This is a genomic window from Alicyclobacillus acidoterrestris (assembly GCF_022674245.1).
GTDB lineage: Bacteria > Bacillota > Bacilli > Alicyclobacillales > Alicyclobacillaceae > Alicyclobacillus > Alicyclobacillus acidoterrestris.
Genome location: NZ_CP080467.1, coordinates 203,594 through 219,304 on the forward strand (window position 1 = coordinate 203,594; position 15,711 = coordinate 219,304).

General features: G+C 52.6%; 14 protein-coding genes. 8 read left to right on the forward strand and 6 right to left on the reverse strand.

The window, feature by feature from the left end; genetic code table 11:
* Window positions 1–29: 29 nt before the first annotated feature.
* Both mctP and K1I37_RS00880 read right to left on the reverse strand, forming a co-directional pair.
* Window positions 30–1,541, reverse strand: coding sequence for a monocarboxylate uptake permease MctP (gene mctP / locus K1I37_RS00875; RefSeq protein WP_021294955.1), 1,512 nt, complete (start codon window positions 1,539–1,541; stop codon window positions 30–32).
* A 32-nt stretch (window positions 1,542–1,573) separates the two neighbouring features.
* Entirely contained in the window at window positions 1,574–1,783 is a 210-nt protein-coding gene (locus K1I37_RS00880; RefSeq protein ID WP_021294956.1) for a DUF3311 domain-containing protein, read from the reverse strand.
* Window positions 1,784–1,983: 200 nt separating this feature from the next.
* Between K1I37_RS00880 and K1I37_RS00885 the strand changes: the two genes are divergently transcribed.
* Window positions 1,984–2,517, forward strand: coding sequence for a hypothetical protein (locus K1I37_RS00885; RefSeq protein WP_021294957.1), 534 nt, complete (start codon window positions 1,984–1,986; stop codon window positions 2,515–2,517).
* Window positions 2,518–2,525: 8 nt separating this feature from the next.
* Here the strand turns inward: K1I37_RS00885 and K1I37_RS00890 are convergent, their stop codons facing one another.
* Window positions 2,526–3,488, reverse strand: a complete 963-nt coding sequence (locus K1I37_RS00890) for a L,D-transpeptidase (RefSeq protein WP_021294958.1) — start codon at window positions 3,486–3,488, stop codon at window positions 2,526–2,528.
* Between the two features lie 188 nt (window positions 3,489–3,676).
* Window positions 3,677–3,808: a hypothetical protein gene (locus K1I37_RS21450; protein WP_021295486.1), complete on the reverse strand. Its 132-nt coding sequence runs from the start codon at window positions 3,806–3,808 to the stop codon at window positions 3,677–3,679.
* A gap of 331 nt (window positions 3,809–4,139) precedes the next feature.
* Here K1I37_RS21450 and K1I37_RS00895 point away from each other — a divergent pair, with 331 nt between their 5' ends.
* Window positions 4,140–5,426, forward strand: a complete 1,287-nt coding sequence (locus K1I37_RS00895; protein WP_201766374.1) for an ammonium transporter — start codon at window positions 4,140–4,142, stop codon at window positions 5,424–5,426.
* A gap of 183 nt (window positions 5,427–5,609) precedes the next feature.
* Here K1I37_RS00895 and glnA read toward each other — a convergent pair whose 3' ends face one another.
* Window positions 5,610–6,947, reverse strand: a complete 1,338-nt coding sequence (gene glnA, locus K1I37_RS00900; protein ID WP_021295488.1) for a type I glutamate--ammonia ligase — start codon at window positions 6,945–6,947, stop codon at window positions 5,610–5,612.
* 196 nt (window positions 6,948–7,143) lie between these two features.
* Between glnA and K1I37_RS00905 the strand changes: the two genes are divergently transcribed.
* From K1I37_RS00905 to K1I37_RS00930, 6 genes are all read left to right on the forward strand, one after another.
* Window positions 7,144–8,166 carry a putative nucleotidyltransferase substrate binding domain-containing protein gene (locus K1I37_RS00905; protein ID WP_021295489.1) on the forward strand — a complete coding sequence of 341 codons (1,023 nt, stop codon included), beginning with the start codon at window positions 7,144–7,146 and terminating at the stop codon, window positions 8,164–8,166.
* A gap of 6 nt (window positions 8,167–8,172) precedes the next feature.
* Window positions 8,173–8,853, forward strand: a complete 681-nt coding sequence (locus K1I37_RS00910; RefSeq protein WP_021295490.1) for an exonuclease domain-containing protein — start codon at window positions 8,173–8,175, stop codon at window positions 8,851–8,853.
* 96 nt (window positions 8,854–8,949) lie between these two features.
* The gene (locus K1I37_RS00915) at window positions 8,950–9,489 is read left to right on the forward strand and encodes a PadR family transcriptional regulator (protein WP_152498731.1); all 540 of its coding nucleotides are present in this window, start codon (window positions 8,950–8,952) and stop codon (window positions 9,487–9,489) included.
* Between the two features lie 72 nt (window positions 9,490–9,561).
* On the forward strand, window positions 9,562–11,070 hold the full coding sequence (locus K1I37_RS00920; protein ID WP_021295492.1) for an MDR family MFS transporter: 1,509 nt from the start codon (window positions 9,562–9,564) through the stop codon (window positions 11,068–11,070).
* Window positions 11,071–11,232: 162 nt separating this feature from the next.
* A complete protein-coding gene (locus tag K1I37_RS00925; RefSeq protein ID WP_021295493.1) occupies window positions 11,233–12,537 on the forward strand; it encodes an MEDS domain-containing protein in 1,305 nt (434 codons plus the stop codon).
* A 279-nt stretch (window positions 12,538–12,816) separates the two neighbouring features.
* Complete coding sequence (locus K1I37_RS00930; RefSeq protein WP_040440968.1) at window positions 12,817–14,163, forward strand: MATE family efflux transporter; 1,347 nt, start codon at window positions 12,817–12,819, stop codon at window positions 14,161–14,163.
* A 160-nt stretch (window positions 14,164–14,323) separates the two neighbouring features.
* Here K1I37_RS00930 and K1I37_RS00935 read toward each other — a convergent pair whose 3' ends face one another.
* Entirely contained in the window at window positions 14,324–15,694 is a 1,371-nt protein-coding gene (locus K1I37_RS00935) for a dipeptidase (protein WP_021295495.1), read from the reverse strand.
* Between the last annotated feature and the right edge of the window lie 17 nt (window positions 15,695–15,711).

Genomic DNA, 15,711 nt, shown 5'->3' on the forward strand with positions numbered 1-15,711 from the left:
AGACGTCGACACGGCGTGCCTTGTGAGGACTAGATGTTTGTCTCCAGTTGGTAGTCGGTGGCCGTCGTGCTGTCCTCGCCTTGGCTTACCCTTACCGCATTCAGGACCAGGGTCAAAATGACCGTCACGATGACATTGACGATGAGTGCCCAGATGGCGGCGTACGCAGGAATGGCCTGGCCAAACAGGTGTAAGGTGTAGGTGGTTGACTTATAGCCGGTCGTCGACCACATGTAGATGCCATAGGCGATACCAGCCAACCATCCGACCAACAGCGCCCGCCGGTGAAACCACCGCGTGTATAGGCCGAAAATTAACGCTGGGAGGGTTTGTAGTATCAAGATACCGCCCACCTGCTGCATGCTGATAGCGTATTGTTGCGGGAATCCAATGATGAAGACCAACGCGCCTAGTTTGACGACGAGAGACACAATTTTGGCCACTCGACCTTCTTGCTGAGGCGTGGCGTTCTTGACGAAATACGCGCGGTAAATGTTGCGCGTAAAGAGATTTGCAGCTGCGATGGACATGATAGCTGCTGGAACAATGGCACCAATGGCGATGGCGGCGAAGGCGAACCCGGAAAACCAGCTAGGGAACTCTTTTAAGAATAGCAGCGGTACCGCAGCATTGGAGGTTTTGGTGTGAATGCCTGCCGCAAGGGCCATGAACCCGAGTAGCGCAATGATGCCCAGTGCAAATGAGTACGCTGGAAGCAAAGCCATATTCCGCTTGACAGTCTTTCGACTATCGGCGCTGAAGACGCCCGTCATCGCGTGTGGATACAGGAACAGTGCCAAAGCGGAACCAAAGGCCAGCGTTCCGTACATCGAGTACTGCGCTGGGGTTGCGACGATGGAGCCAGGCGTCGCCGCATGGGCCAGCGCCGTTTGGGCGCTATGAAAAATGTTCCCGAAGCCACCCAGCTTGATGGGGATGACGATAATGGCCACGATGACCGTGATGTAAATCATTAAATCTTTGACGACTGCTATCATCGCGGGCGCCCGCAACCCACTGGTATAGGTATAGAGCGCGAGAATGATGAACGCTACGATGAGCGGCCACTCACCGCCGATGCCCATGGCTGCCAATACCGCCTGCATACCGGTCAACTGCAGTGCAATGTACGGCATGGTGGCGACGATGCCTGTCAGTGCGATGGCGAGCGCGAGTAGCCTATCGTCAAAGCGTCCTTGAATAAAGTCGGAAACGGTTACATATCCATGCTTTTTGGCGACGGACCAGAAGCGCGGCAAAATCATGAAGAAGATTGGATAGACGACAATGGTATATGGGACTGCGTAGAAGCCCAGCGCACCGGCGCCGTACATCAGCCCAGGAACCGCGATAAACGTATATGCGGTATAGATGTCCCCACCGACTAAAAACCAAGTGACCATTGTGCCGAAACGACGGCCGGCAAGACCCCATTCCTCGAGGTTACTGAGGTCACCCTTACGCCACCTGGCGGCAAAAAAACCGAGAATGGTAACCAGTAGAAAAAATAGGATAAAGACGACGAGTGCTGTCCACTGCATGTTCTAAGGCCCCTCCCACAATCGATCTCTTTTTAGTTCTCTCGCAACAGCAGGTACATCGCTGCGGAGACAGCCGCACTGACGATAACCCATAGCATTTGGTACCAATAAAAGAAGGGAATGCCCCACAGCTCTGGTGATACTGACGAATAAAACGCAGGGAAGAGCGTTCCGATCAGTGGCACGAGAATCAGCAAATACCACCATGGGCTGCCTTTCTTGCGCGGGGTGGTGTTGTCCATTGGGCGAACCTCCTTTCACGGTAAGGTGTGTTCCTGTGCCAGTTTGTACGGAAGATACACAGGAGTCTAAATTTACAGTCAAATCAAATTTTAGCACCTTATACGAAGAAGTAAAGGACAAATGTCGCGGTCGTGATCGACACATGTGCGGCGGCTCGTTACAATGACAACATTGAACAGCGTAAGGGAGTCATTGACGAGTGGCAGAGTATGTATACCGAGAAATTGACATTCAACCGTTTCGAAGTGGACTTAGCCGACTAGCCATCCGCAAACGGCTGCTCCTCTACTTCGCCAATGAAGAGCCAGGGGAGGGCAAACAGGACAAAACGTCACGCTATCGATACTGCGTCGAGACGATGGCGGATGGCAGCACACTGTGGATTGTGCGGCCGGGACGCCGAAATGGCAACGATTTTCGGATAGAGGTCGATGGGCATCGATTTGGCCGCTCCAAAACTCCGAAATACGAACATATCTATGATGATCTTCGATTGAAACGGGATGCCAACCCAAAACAATACGCAAAACTAATGACCTTGATTGACGCGGTATACGCGTGTACAGAATTCAAGCCGCAGCAACTTGTGTCGATTGGCAAAAAATTTGCCGACGTGGGATATCCATGTGATCTTGTCGTGGGTCTCATCAAGTGGTTCTTGATCGAACACGACATGAATGATTGGAATACGTTTGGGCGCGACTGTGCGTTTTATCGGAACATCCCACGGTAGTGTGCGCGTCACGACCCAATGGAGACAAGGGTTCCGTATCCAATCAGGCCGTATACTGTCTTCGCTGCATCGATGGGCAATTCGACGCAGCCTAGGCTTTGTGGGCTGCCATACGATGCGCGTGGAAACCCGTGAATTGCGCATCCCTGGTAAAAGTAGCTGATATAGGGCACATTTGGATCGAGATAGGTGCTGCCGTCTGGGTTTTTCCCTTGCATGGTTTGAGAGACAAGACGTGCATACACCGGCCACGTGCCGGTTGGCGTGGGGCTCGACGCGATACCTGTGTTCGCTGGTGTCGTGAAGACTTTCTGACCATTTTGCCACACGTCGAGATGTTCTGGCAGCGATTTTGACACAGTGACGTACGTATATGGATGGAAAGTGGGTGCGCCGTGTTGTAAGGCTTGTTGGAGTGCCTGATACACTTGTGGGCCGACCACACCGTCGACGGCGAGGTGGTTGTCAGCCTGGAAGCGAATGATAGCCCCTTGCGTGATGACAGAAACTGTATTTGGATTCCAAAGATCTACGAGCGTACTTGGATAAGAGGCTTGCCACGTCCAGGTGCCGGAAAGCGGCTGTAACTGCGCGTCATTCAACGCCCCTGCCAAGGTTTGACCGACGGTGCTCGTGGATACGCCGCTCGTCGCTGAAGCGGTAAATGTCACCGGCAGATAACCCAGTGTCGCCAGCGCTTCATTTAACCACAGTGCCGCGGTCCCGTGCGTGCCGACCTCGAGCGTCGGGCGCACGGGTTTCACCGACTTGTCACGGATGGTCGGCATGACGTGCCGGTGCTGAAGTTGGGATAGATGAATATCGCGTGGTGGTGTCGTGACGGCGGCGGTGCTCGCATCTGCAACAGGAATGGTTGGAAGCACATGCTGCTCGGTAATCTTTCCGGGTACAAGCATAAATACGATAGACAAACAAGTTAGCAAGAACCTTTGAATCATCCGAAAACGCATCGATGACACCTCACAAAATGGCACAGTCCAGTTTGAACCTGGTATCTGAAAGGGATAATTGCCAATTTCGCTGAGAGTCTAGCATGACTGACAGGTCAGATGCTGTCGAAGGATGCAGGGCTTGCTATTTTTTTTTTTTTTGCGCGTCGCCGCGAGCTGACTTTTGATTCAAAGGTTGGCGGCGAGACTCACAGCCTCGCCAGCAGCGTTTTTGCCCACGCGGCAAAGTCCTTCGCGGACGGTTCTTTGCCTTCCTGTTTGCACATCTTCAGATATGCTTCCCACACGGCTTTTTCATTCGACTGACTGCTCTCTGCCATATCCAATCACCTCGTTATGGTCACTTTGCCAGTATCGTTCCCGAATCATGAGCATGTCATCCAATCCAAGGTGAATGGATGGGTTCGTCGATTTTCGACATCGGCCGCTACCTCGTGCGCGATCGAATTTATTTTTAATCTATGTCAGAGAAGCTTACATACTTTATTGACGGCAGTTTTTTTCACAAGTAGTGTAGTAAGAAAATTTAGTTAGTGGAGTGGGGGCGAGTAGATGCGGTACACCGTGAGGACCAAGATTGTTGCCTTTTTGAGTGCCCTGTTCGGCGTACTTCTGGTTCCATGTGTTGGGTTTGCTGACACGACCACCAAAATTGACACAGGAGACACGGCTTGGATTTTGGCTTCTTCCGCACTTGTTCTGATTATGACACCTGGTTTGGCGTTTTTCTATGGTGGACTCGTTCGGGCAAAGAACGTGATTACCACGATGCTTCAAATTGTCGCAGTCATTTTGATTGTCTCTGTTCAGTGGGTGCTGTTTGGTTACAGTATCGCGTTCGGCCCGGATGTTCATGGTCTATTCGGCGGGCTGCAGTGGTTTTTGCTGCACGGGGTTGGCGCGGCGCCTGACTCCGATTACGCCGGTACCATACCGAGCATGGTGTTTAGCATCTTCCAGATGATGTTCGCCATCATCACGCCTGCACTGATTGTCGGTGGCTTGGCCGAACGTGTGAAATTCTCGTCGTTTGTGCTTTTCATTGTCCTGTGGGCAACCTTTATCTATGATCCGCTCGCCCACTGGGTATGGGGTGCTGGTGGCTGGCTCCATAGCCTGGGCATCCTCGATTTCGCAGGTGGCACAGTCGTCCACATTTCGTCTGGTGTGGCTGGATTGGTGGCGGCCTTGTACCTCGGTCGGCGCGCAGAACATGGATCTCCGTCCATCCGAGCGCACAGTGTGCCCTTTGTGCTCTTAGGTACCGCACTCCTGTGGTTTGGTTGGTTCGGGTTTAACGCCGGTAGTGCATTGGGCGCAAACTTCGTTTCTGCCAACGCCTTCATGACGACCAACACCGCGACCGCTGCCGCAGCCATTGGCTGGCTCATCGTAGAGCGGATTCGAACGGGTCACTTTACGTTGGTCGGCGCTTGTGCGGGTGCCGTTGGCGGATTGGTGGCGATTACGCCGGCTGCCGGGTTTGTCACGCCGGGTGGCGCCATTGTCATCGGCTTGTTGGGCGGTGCAATCTGCTACTTCGCCTCGACTTTTATGAAGCAGAAACTGGGTTACGACGATGCGTTGGACGCCTTCGGCGGCCACGGGATTGGTGGCACCTGGGGAGCGCTTGCCACTGGGCTGTTTGCGACCACGACGGTCAACTCGGCCGGATCGAATGGATTGTTCGCAGGACACCCCTATCAACTGTTGCTGCAATTGATTGGTGTGGTTGCAACCTGGGTGTTCTCCGGCGTCGGTACGTACATTTTGCTCAAGATTGTGGATTTGGTGATGGGGCTTCGCGTCACGAAGGAAGAGGAAATTATGGGCCTCGACGTTGCGCTGCACAACGAGTCGGCTTATCCTGAATCGATTCCACCAGCTGAAATCAAGCACCTGTTCGGAGATCACACGACGCCGTTTTCTGGGAAATAATTTGCTGGAAGGAACTGTGTAGGCGCGCATACAGCGCTTGGGCAGCTGCCTTTTCGCATCAATAGATCAATCGTGGGTTTAGGGAAATGGAACGGAATCGAAATGGATAGAGAAACGGATAAGGGAGGCTTGGCACGCGGTGTGTCAGGCCTCTTTCCTGCATGAAGCCGTGTATTTCACGGATTAATAGTGTGCTAAATAGTTGTCCAACTCCCAAGGGTGCACGGTGGCTCGATACTGTTCCCACTCCACCAACTTGGCCTGAATGTAGTGTGAAAACGCGTGTAAGCCCAATGCGTCTTGAATCATCTCATCTTCCTCGAGGGCGTGGATGGCCGCTTCAAGATTGGCCGGCAGTGGCACAATTTGATGTTGGAAACGCTCGTCCTCAGACATGCCTGTGACCGAACTGTCGACGGGGCGCGGCGGTTGAAGTTGACTTCGAATTCCGTCCAATCCGGCTTTCAGGATGGCCGCAAACGTCAGGTATGGGTTACAAGCGGCGTCCGGTGAACGCAGTTCTATCTGTGTGCTGTCGTCAAGCGTGGTTGGGACACGGACAAACGGCATGCGATGCTTGGTTGACCAAAACGCATAGGCTGGTGCTTCATACCCGGGAATCAACCGCTTGTAACTGTTGACTAATGGGTTACTGATGGCTGTGATGGCGGGGGCGTGAAATAACAACCCAGCAATGAATGCAGTGCCGATGGGACTGAGGTGATACACGGCGTCCGGATGATAGAACGCGTTTTTACCATTGTGGTGTAGGGATAAATGGCAGTGGAGGCCGGAGCCGTCCTCGTTTTGCAGCGGTTTTGGCATGAACGTGGCATGCAGCCCGTGTGTGCGGCTGATGGTTCGCGCCACCATTTTCAATGTCGCAATTCTATCTGCGGCCGTCAGCGCGTCTGTGGGCGGCAAATCAATCTCGTGTTGCCCAGGTGCTGTTTCATGGTGCGACGACAAGACGTCGATGCCCATTTGTTCCAAGGTGAGCACAATGTCGCGACGGCAATTTTCGCCCGCGTCCATTGGGGCGATGTCGAAGTATCCGCCGTAATCATTCGGGGAGGTACTGGGTTTCCCGGATGCGTTCAACCTCAGGAGAAAAAATTCCAGCTCAGCGCCGATTTGAAAGTCATCGAAGCCGAACGTTTTGGCTTCATCCATTACGCGCTGCAGGATGCCCCGAGGATCCGCCGAAAATGGGGTGCCGTCGGGCAGGCAGATATTGCAGATGAGGCGAGCGATAGTCGTGCCATCTGGGGCGAACGGGAGCAATAACCAAGTCGATAAGTCCGGCTGCAGATACATGTCCGATTCTTCAATTCGCACAAACCCGTGAATGGATGAACCGTCAAACATGATGTTGCCGTCCAGTGCTTGACGCAATTGATCGACCGGGATTTCGACATTTTTCAACGACCCGTGTAAATCTGTAAATTGTAGACGGACGTAGCGAACGTTCGCTTCTATGGCTCGCTGAAGAATGGTTGCCTTATCGATATTGTTTATCATTATGTAGCCTCCACAGGAGAAGAGAGTGGTGAGCGCGAGGGAGAGCCAAAATGGGTTGCCTATACTCACTTTCATCATATGCCACAACGAGGTTTCTGACCATATTGAAGTGGTACGAGCGTGTTATCATAGCTGCAAACTCCATGTTTTGCCCAAAGTCTGACGTGATGCTGGTGACGAGAAAGGAGGGCTGCGTATGCTCGCCTTCCCGCAATTCGATGTAAACTGGTTGGAGATACCCGAGGGGCATCATCGGCGAAAAGAATGGACGCAGGCCGTGGCGGAGGTTACGTTAGCTTGGCTGAACGATGGCGGGTCAGTAGATATCTGGATCAAGCATTATCAATTCGTCAGGCAACACGCATTACAGTCGGCCTGGGCGCACTATATTCCAGAACAGCTATTGCCACATCTGCAGTACATCCGATTTGGTTCTGGCGGACGCGGGGAAGATAGTCTCTATAGCGACTTGGATTACGCAATCGTGACAACGGGCCGAGTGAATGGGGAGGACGTCTTCGACGCCTTACATCGCTTTATTCGAGGGGTGGTTGACTTTGGATTCCCCCCTTGTCAAGGGTTTGTCATGGGCACCAATCCGCGCTGGATTGGCTCAATCGTCGACTGGCAACGGCGGATCGAGCAATATTTGAGCTATCCAGACTGGGAAAATGTCAGATATTTATTCATGATGATAGACGGCTGCCCACTGTTTGATTTTGAGGCGTGGTGGCCTGTTGCGGCACTCGCCTATGAGGGGATTCGGAATTCGCCGTTTATTTGTTGGGAAATGGCTCATCTCGGAATTCACAACACAGTTCCTTTATCGAGATTTGGCCATGTGCAGACCGAGCGAATTGAGGATGTTGAATATCTTCAGATCAAGGAGGGCCTCATCAACCCAGTTGTTCACGCCGTCCGCCTGTTGGCAATTGTTTATCAAGTTCAGCATCTAAACACACGTGAACGATTAAGGGCACTTGCAGCGGGCGGTCAGCTAGCGGAAGATCTGGCTTCTCGCGTTCAGTTGGCGTTGACGCATGGTTGGCAGCTTCGTCTCCGCGCGCAAGCGACAGACGTGCTGCGCGGCACCGTGCCGACCGACAAGATTGTCTGGTCGACGCTTAGAGAGGCGGAGCGCACGCTGACGATTGAGCACCTGCGGGCTGTGCGCGAGTTGGAGCGCTTTGTACACCGCATGTTTCGAAAACCGAGGTGAAGCAATGTGAGGTGGTTTCGAGGGGCGAATCGAGGCGAGGATGCGAGCGGACTCAATTCTGTACCGACGGTTGGAACCAGCGCACAGCGCGTCTGGGAATCAGCCCTCTCGGATGCACAGTACTTTGTCATTGATATCGAAACCAGCGGATTCTCCGCGCAGACCGACCTTGTGCTATCCCTTGCGGCAGGTTGTATGACCGGGTTAGATGACTTCTCTCATTTTTTCTATCAGTTTGTGAGACATCCAGATGTCTCGCGCGTACCTCAAACCATCTGGGATATCACCGGCTTGTCTCCGGAAATTGTCCAGGGGGGGCGCGACTTGCGCGACGTTTTGGAGGAGGCGCTGTCGATGTCGCTCAACCGCGTGTGGATTGCTCACCACGCGCGACATGAGCTTTCGTTTCTTGGGCGGCATGCTCGTCAGTTGTGGAAGCTGCAATTGCGTCCGATTGTCATTGACACGGCGGTTGTGGCACAGGCTTTAGGTCGATTGCCGCGGGTGCCTACCTTGGATGAGACGTGTGCCTGGTTGGGTGTTCCTGTGCAGGGGCGACATCAGGCGGACGCGGATGTGCGGATGACAGCCGAAGTGTGGAGACGGGAAATCGTGTTGTGTCAGAGACTAGGCCTACGTACCGTCGTGGAGGTCATTGACTGGGCGAGTGCGCGGGCGATGGGGTGATGGTATGTTCATTGAACGTGTCTATGATATATCGTACTGTTATAATGAAACGGTATAAAATTTATCGTTCAATTCATATTCAGGAGGGGGAATGTGTTGTACGAGTTGTTTATTCTCGGCGAATTAAAGGATAGCCCCATGCATGGCTACCTACTTCACCAGATTCTCTCACAGACACTGGGTCCCTTGCGGCAGGTCAGTTGGGGCACGTTATATTCGGTTATCGCACGGTTGGAGGAAGAGGGCCTGATTCAACAGATTCCACAACTAGGGGAGTCTAGTCGCGGGAAACCGCGGAAGGTCTATCAAATTACCGCGGCAGGGGACGCGGAGTTTTATCGCCTCGTTCGTCGTCCGTTTGAACACAATCAGGAGACAGAGGACCTATTTCGCATCAAACTTAGCAAATTTCATCACTTAAGCCACGATATGCAACTTGAGATTCTTCGTCAGTACAAAGTTTTCCTCGAAGTGGAAGCTGGTGGCTTGGAAGCACACGCTGAACACGTTCGTAAGGCGTCTTCCATCTCTGAGGCTGAGCGTCCGCATATTTTGAACGTGCTCGATTATGAGTTGACCATCTGTGAAGCGAAGCTGGCTTGGGTAGATACATGTATTGGAAGGATGGACTCCTGAATACAGAGGTTCTTTTTTTATGGTTGAAAGGCTTCATCAAGTATCGATTTTACGGTTAAGGATGGATAGTGCATGCAGAAGACAACGAACCGAAGAATGGTGACGATTGCAATGCTCGTCGCTGTTTTTCTGGTCGCTATCGACGTTACAGTCGTCAGTACGGCGATGCCGGATATCGCCCGCAAACTGGGCGGGCTCAACTTGTATAGTTGGGTGTTTGCCATTTACACATTGACTACGTGTGTAACGACGCCGATTTATGGGAAGTTATCCGATTTATTTGGCCGTAAGGTCGTGTTCACCATCGGTGTCATCTTGTTTGTGGTTGGCTCGATGCTGTCCGGGTTAGCGCAATCGATGCCACAGCTCATCTGGTTTCGCGCGTTTCAGGGGATTGGCGCAGGTGCGGTGATGCCTGTCACGTTTACGATTATTGGCGATTTATTTCCCGGTGAACAACGCGCGCGTATGCAGGGTGTCTTCAGCGCTGTGTGGGGCGTTGCGGGTCTATTAGGGCCACTCGTCGGCGGACTTTTCGTAGATAACATCTCGTGGCGCTGGATTTTTTACATCAATCTGCCGGTGGGGGCAATTTCGCTCATTCTGGTACTTTCTTTCTTACACGAAAGCTATGAACGCAAGTCGAAACGAATTGACTATTGGGGTGCGATTACGTTCACCCTTGGCATCTCTGCGCTCTTGTATGCGTTGTTGAATGGCGGGGACGCGTATGCCTGGGATTCAGTGACGATTATTGGTTTGTTTGTTGGGGCTTTGGTGTTTCTTGCACTCTTTGTGTGGATTGAATCCAAGGTGCAAGAGCCGATGCTCCCGCTCTCGCTATTTAGTCTTCCGGTGATCGCCGTCTCGAATGTGATTGGGTTTCTCTTGAGTTTTGTCTTGATTGGCGCAAATGTTTATCTGCCGATGTGGATTCAGTCCATCTTGGGGCATAGTGCGACGAACTCCGGACTTACGTTAATGCCGATGTCGATTGCGTGGCCGTTGGGATCAACCTTGGCTGGCCGGTACATGTACAAGATGGGGACGAAGGCTACGACAATGGTCGGCGCAGTGCTCGTGGTCCTTGGTGGAGCGTGGACACTGGCGATTTCTTTACATTCCCCGTATTGGTACTTCGTCGGGCTGATGATTGTTGTGGGGTTTGGTATGGGTTACTCGATTACCCCCACAACCGTCATGATTCAGTCTGCGGTAGGTTGGCAAATGCGGGGCGCAGCTACGGCTTCGAATACGTTTGTCCGCTCCTTGGGGCAAACGGTTGGCGTCACGATTTTTGGTACAATATTCAACACCGCAACCGCTTCGTATGCGCAAAGTCACTTGCCAAAATCGGTGAACGCGCACGATTTGAATCAACTAATCAGTGATGCGGGGACGAGTGGAGGCACCAAGATTCCGACGCAATTGGTGGATGTGGTTCACCAGACGTTGGCGCATGCCATCCATTTGATTTTTATTGTCATGTTTGCAATTGCGATTGTGAACTTCGTCATTGCGCTGTGGTTGCCATCCCACCAGAAGGTGATGGAACAGCAAAAAAGCGTTAACGCGCATTGATGTATCCTGTTGACGTACAGACTGAAGCGGGGTCGTGACGTCATTTGGAGCGCGCGGAGATATCGACACAGAACGCCGCCCGTTTTACGGGCGGGTTCGCGCTGTCCGATTCGTGGATAGACGACTTACGCCTTTTGTAGAAAGTGAAGTGAGGAACATCTGATGCAAAAATCAATCCCATTGACAAAGTCCATCTCGGTCGAGAATGGTGCTCATATTCTGTATTTCTACAAAACGCAATCGGCCTATTTAGAAAATGTCGTTTCCTTTATCGAAATGGGATTGAACATGGGTCAGCATGTGATTTACATTGACAGCCTGCAGAACTATACTGCACTTCGCGAACTTCTCGAGGCGTCACGACGCGCATCGTTTCTTGAACAAATGACGTACGTCAATAACTTTAAGTTCTATATGATGTATCGTGATTTTCACTTTGAGCGCGTGCTGCAAAATCTAAAAGATGTTGTCGAACCCCATTTGGGTGCGGGCCGTTCTATCCGCCTATGGGGGCATGTGGACTGGCAAGCGCAAGAGGACATTGTCGAGCGTCTGCACACCTACGAGTGCAGTTGCGATATTACGGTGAGCGACCTTGGCTTTCTGACGGTTTGTGCGTATGACAGTGGGACAGTCCCGTCCGCCGTGATGATTGAAATGATGCGCAGTCATCCCTTGTTAATGACGGATGTGGATATGGTTAAATCGAGTTTATATGCGAGTCGAAGAAATTCCATTACGCTCCCGTCACTATCTGTGCAGAGCGAACTCGAAACGGAACGCGACTTGTACAAGGAGAAACTGGATTTTGTCCATGTGATCTCGCATGAGGTGCGCAATCCCTTAACCGTCATTAAAGCGTATGCGTCCCTGCTCAAGGATGCGACGCCAGCGGACTCCGCCCACGTGGACAAGCTATCTTCGATTATTGATTACTGTACTGTCATTGATCACGAGATATCCGATATCATTCGCACGGAACACATGCTGTCGTCGGATGCACTGTGGGCCAAAAAGTTGATTCGGCCGCGCGAACTGATGCAGGAAGTCCTAGAAATTATGGCAGCCAAAGCGCGAACGCAGAATGTCACGCTGGTGAGCGAGATTCACTTGGAAGAGGCGGCTACGATTTGTGCGAATCGCTCTGGATTTAAGCTGATTCTATCGAACCTGTTAAGCAATGCCATCAAGTATAGCTATGAAGGCGGACAAGTTATGATTCGTGCGTATCAAGTGGACCGGTCCCTGACGGTGGAAGTGATTGACGATGGATGTGGTATGAGTGCCGAACAAAAAGGAAGATTGTTTCAAAAATATCAAAAGATGAACGATAAGGCCAGTGGACAAGGTATCGGTCTGTTTATGGTGAAAAAACTGGTCGATGCATTTTCGGGCACCATAGAAGTCGAAAGTGAACTCGAATGCGGTTCCTGTTTTCGCGTCCGGTTCCCGGCTGAGACAGACTGAAGCTGCCGTATCGAAGGTTTGCGCTGTCTCTTAACTTCCACATATCCTCCCCGCTGGGTGGTTGTATCCCCTGATTCTCCTGCTTTGCCATCTGGAGATAAAAACGTTTCATTTTCGCCGATTTTCGTGACAAAAATTTATATCCGGGCACCAGAAGTGATTGCGGGACGGGGCCTGGATGCGGTAGTTTGAAATCGTGATTTGTGGTGGGCATCAAGTGGAGCCATCGGCAATTGGCCTTGATGAAGAATTGACTTAGAAAGCGAGACATACGTGGCCATGTGGAAGCGGATACTGCGATTGGCACTACCATCCATTCTCACGTTTTCGTCGATGACGCTGACCGGTATGCTGACATTGATTATCGTCGGCCGGCTGGGCCCAACAGCGATTGCCGTTGTGGGAATATGCAATATTTTTATGTACAACGTTTGGGCGCTGTTCGCTGGTCTCAATGAATCTATCAACTTTCTCGTCTCACAAAACTTCGGCGAGAATAAAATGCTGGAAGGCAATAAGCGGATGCAGGCCGCCCTCCTGATTGCGCTTGCACTCGACGTCATCTGGATTGTGGCATGTATTGTGTTGCCCCGGGAGATTCTCGTGATGCTCGGTGCGAATCGCGCCATCGTCACGGCTGGGACGCCTTATTTGGGCGTGCGAATGTTCTCGTTTGCATTTACGATGTTCACCGTCGTGTTTTTCGCGTATATGCGCGCGGTTGGTGATACGCGGACGCCGATGATCATCTCCATCATTACCAATGGATTGCTCATTGTCTTGACCTATTTCTTGACGTACGGCGCATTGGGTTGGCGCGGATTTGGTTTACAGGGTGCCGCCTGGAGCATGGTGATTACGGAGGGACTTGGATTTGTCCTGAGTCTCATCGTCTATTACGGGTGGTATGCGAAGCGGTTCGCGACGCGTACCTGGTATGGGATAGAGTGGTCGCGCATCCGACTGCTCGCGAAGGAAAGTATCAAACTGAGTGTCATGGAGTTGTCCATGAGCCTTGGTATGCTCATTTTTACGATGTGTATCACGCGACTAGGCACGACGGCGGTGGCGGCAAACGAAATTGCGCTCAACATCTTGTCGCTCGGGTTTATGCCAGCGAACGGATTTGGCGCTGCAGCGACTGTCATCGTTGGGCAGGACATCGGGGCGGGGGCTCCGGCACAGGCCCGAAAGGGCGGGCTGTTGACTGCGGCCGGCGGCCTGATTTTCATGGCGCTGTTCTCTATCTTCCTGTGGCTGTTTGCGCTTCCAGTATCAAAGATTTATACGTCCGATCCGGCCGTGTATCTACTGTCTATCTCACTGATTCACATTGCGTCGTTCATCCAGTTGTTTGATGGCGCCAATATTATTTTTGCCGGCGGCCTGCGCGGCGTGGGAGATACGACCTATTTGTATCGCATGTCGTTGATATCCAATTGGCTGGTGTTTATCCCACTGACGCTTATCTTGGTATTGGTCGTTCACCTGGGGCAAGTCGGCGCGTGGATCTCGCTCGCCACATTAATTGTCTTGTTGGGCGTGGGCAACGCCACGCGCTATTTGACACTGGATTGGGGGTCCGTATCGGTTATCCGTTCAGGGCCAAGCGTCGAACAGGGTTGAGGGTATAGGTTTATATTCCGTATCGAGTAAATGATGATTGGGTTGAAAACAGCGCCCGGCGAAGGTGCGTCTTTGCACATTGGCCGGGCGCTGTTTCTATCTACACGCATGTAACTGGAAGCTTTTCATGTGCAACGCGCCAACTGTCGGGTCAAGCGCGTTACGCCTTGGCCAGTTCTTCAAAAAGTAGGCAGAATGCGCGTTGGATTCGCGCGAAGTTCTGCAAATCGTAGTGCTCGTTTGGGGCATGGGCGTGATCGTTCCCAAGCGACGCGCCGAGCGTGATGGTCTCAACACCGAGCGCATCTTTCAGCAGGGCGGTCACCGGCACGGTACCGCCGCCGCGGACGCGTACGGGCGGTTTGTCCGACACGGCAGAAAGCGCGCGCTCCAGTGCCAACAGCCCCTCGTGATGGCGCGGGATGACGTATGGTTTGGCGTCTCCTGCAAACGTTTCGACCGTCACGTCGACCGCCTTTGGCGCATGCCGCTCGATATGCGCGATGAGCAGCTGCCGGATTTTTTCAGGCGTCTGGTCGGGGACCAATCGGCAGGTGATTTTGGCTGTAGCTTCGCGTGGAATCACCGTTTTCGTCCCTTCGCCCTGATAGCCACCGTAGATACCGTTGATTTCAAGCGTGGGCCGCATCGTATTTCGCTCGACAGGGCTGTACTCCGGCTCGCCGAAAAAGTCCTTAATCCCGGTATTCTCCTTATATACCTCAGGATGAAATGGATACTGTCCGAGTTCTTTTCGGTCGTCGTCGGTGATGGGGCGAACGTCGTCATAAAACCCTTCAACCAAAATGCGCCCTTCGCTGTCGCGCATGGAGTCGAGTAGGGCGACAAGTGCATGAATTGCGTTTGGAGCCATGCCGCCCGCACCCCCGGAGTGCAAATCCGTGTTGGCGCTTCTGACGTGGATTTCAATGGCCGTCAAGCCGCGCCGTCCGACGTTCATGACGGGGGCTTCTTTCGATCCGACACCGCCGTCCGCACACACGACCATATCGCAGACAAGCAAGTCACTGTTGGACTTGATGAATGGCTCCAACGATGGGCTTCCGATTTCCTCCTCGCCTTCGTAGAGAAATTTGATATTGATGGGGAGCTCGCCTGTTGAACGAAGCAGCGCTTCACAAGCGAGAATCGGCAACAGGACATTTCCTTTCATGTCCGAGGCACCCCGTGCGTAGACGGTGTGGTTTTCGATGTGTGGCTCGAATGGGGGATGGGCCCATTGTTCGAGCGGATCAGCCGGTTGCACATCGAAATGTCCATAGATAAGCACCGTCGGACGTCCCTTCGCGTGCAGCCAATCTGCATAGACGATGGGATGACCGCCAGTCTCCATGATTTGCACGTGCTCTATGCCGGCCTGTTGCAGCCGGTTGGCGGTCCAACGCGCGGCGCTCCGGACCTCTTCGCGGTAGGCGGAATCCGTTGAAATGCTAGGAATTCGCAGCAAGTCCACAAGTTCCTCGGTAAACCTAGTCTGATGTTCGTCCAAATAGCGTTGCCAATCTCCCATATCATCACTCCTGGTGG